The following is a 1,619-nucleotide window of genomic DNA, read 5'->3' as shown; positions in this document are numbered from 1 at the left end:
CCACTATGCCACTACACTGCCAATACCAGTATAAGTAGAACGCATTTCATTCTGCCAGTTTCCTTTCATAACGCCTAAATAACCGGTAGCGTTGTGGCGAAGCCACGTTTTTAGCTGTCCGGCGCCGAAGGCGCGAAGTTAATTGACTTGTTAAATGCTTGCTGACATCGCTCTATCTTTGCATCGAACTCCACTAGGCTGTTGGAATACCATTTGGATCGCCCACGATGTTCAGTGAAATATTCTGGTGAATCTACAAAGGGAAAGTTCTCACCTATATCAAGCCGAAAGTTGTAGGTTGCGATAGAGCCTTTAAAGTGCTCCCGCCACTCTTTATACCCCTCTATATCGCAGTGATCACTATAAGTCTCCAGAAGTAAGCTTTGGTAGACCAGAGACTCTGACATTGAGCTTATATCAAGCGCTGCATGCTCTCGGGCGTTCCAGTACTCGTTGTATACATAAGTACAAAGTACACCCAATACAAAAAAAAGCGCGTATCCTGCAATTCTCTTCATGAGTCTCACTGGCATTTAACGTCCAAATAAGCCGCGCGAGCTTGCGAGCGTCGGGCGACCGAAGCGAGCGTACTTAATTTGTTGGTTATATCTTTGTCTCACGGCATTAGCACCATCTTCAGCTTTTCGTTGCCTGTGAGTTCAAACGTCCTCTTGAGAAGAGTTGCGCATATTTCAGTCATCTTATCCGGGTCAGCGGGGGCGTCAAAGTCCAAAAAAGACGCTCCATCAGAACCTTGGGAAACCTCTGTCACGTAGCCTAGCTTCCCTACCTCCCTTTCGTACTTGTCTCGAAGAGACTTCTGTCTATCAGTAACCAAAGGAAAATCAACTTGGATATGGCCCCGAAAGTGAGAAAACTGAATAAAATCGGACGTATCAATCACCTCCACAATTAGGCTACTCATCTTCGGTTGGCCGTTTATCAAACAATTAAACTGTTGGTCCAGATTGGCAAAACCACCTTTCTTGACAATTCTACTACTGGGCGTGAATGCCCAAACTAGAAAAACAAAAAATACAATAGAAGCGAAGATCCATACCATAAGTCGCTACCAGATATAACGCCCGCCATAAACGGCGCGAGCTTGTGAGCGTCCGGCGACCGTAGGGAGCGAATTTGATGGCATGGTTTTGACTTAACCACCTATGGTAGGACTAACATTGATTCTCATATCGTCGCCGTCACATCCTGGGGGCTCATTTGTCGAGCTTACAGAATGACCACCACCTACAATGGTTTCATCAGGAGTTCTGAGATAGACGTTATCAGTTACGGTGAACGTAGCATCATCTTGCTGCAGCCAACTCCAGTTCGGAGCTACCGGGAGCGGGAGATCTACCCCAGCTTCAAACTGCATTAGCTCCTCAATCGAGTTGGGCCAGCTGTTGTTTTCGCAGTAGAATTTTGCCAGTACAACAGCAACTGCAATATGCTGGTTCACGCTCTCTGCCGTGGCCTTTGCCACCGGGTCATCCTTCTTTGTTGGGGTAGTACATCCCAAAAGACCAACCAGCATTAGGATTGCAATATATTTCATGTAGATGCTCCCAGGATCGATTTAGTCATAACGCCCCACAAGAGCCGCGCGAGCTTGGGAG

The 1,619-nt window shown here is 46.9% G+C and carries 3 protein-coding genes; all 3 read right to left on the bottom strand.

Annotated elements, in window-relative coordinates; translation table 11 throughout:
• Window positions 1-110: 110 nt before the first annotated feature.
• The 3 genes from RBH33_RS17640 to RBH33_RS17630 all read right to left on the bottom strand — a co-directional run bounded on the left by RBH33_RS17640 (window position 111) and on the right by RBH33_RS17630 (window position 1,558).
• Window positions 111-518 (bottom strand): hypothetical protein, encoded by a 408-nt coding sequence (locus tag RBH33_RS17640; RefSeq protein ID WP_306733541.1) that lies wholly within the window; start codon window positions 516-518, stop codon window positions 111-113.
• Window positions 519-616: 98 nt separating this feature from the next.
• On the bottom strand, window positions 617-1,063 hold the full coding sequence (locus RBH33_RS17635) for a hypothetical protein (RefSeq protein ID WP_306733540.1): 447 nt from the start codon (window positions 1,061-1,063) through the stop codon (window positions 617-619).
• 93 nt (window positions 1,064-1,156) lie between these two features.
• Complete coding sequence (locus RBH33_RS17630) at window positions 1,157-1,558, bottom strand: hypothetical protein (protein WP_306733539.1); 402 nt, start codon at window positions 1,556-1,558, stop codon at window positions 1,157-1,159.
• Window positions 1,559-1,619: the final 61 nt, after the last annotated feature.

This window comes from Marinimicrobium hydrolyticum (assembly GCF_030848505.1).
Taxonomy (GTDB): domain Bacteria; phylum Pseudomonadota; class Gammaproteobacteria; order Pseudomonadales; family Cellvibrionaceae; genus JAVDDU01.
Note: the sequence above shows the minus strand (reverse complement) of the source record. Positions and strands in the feature narration are given on the sequence as shown.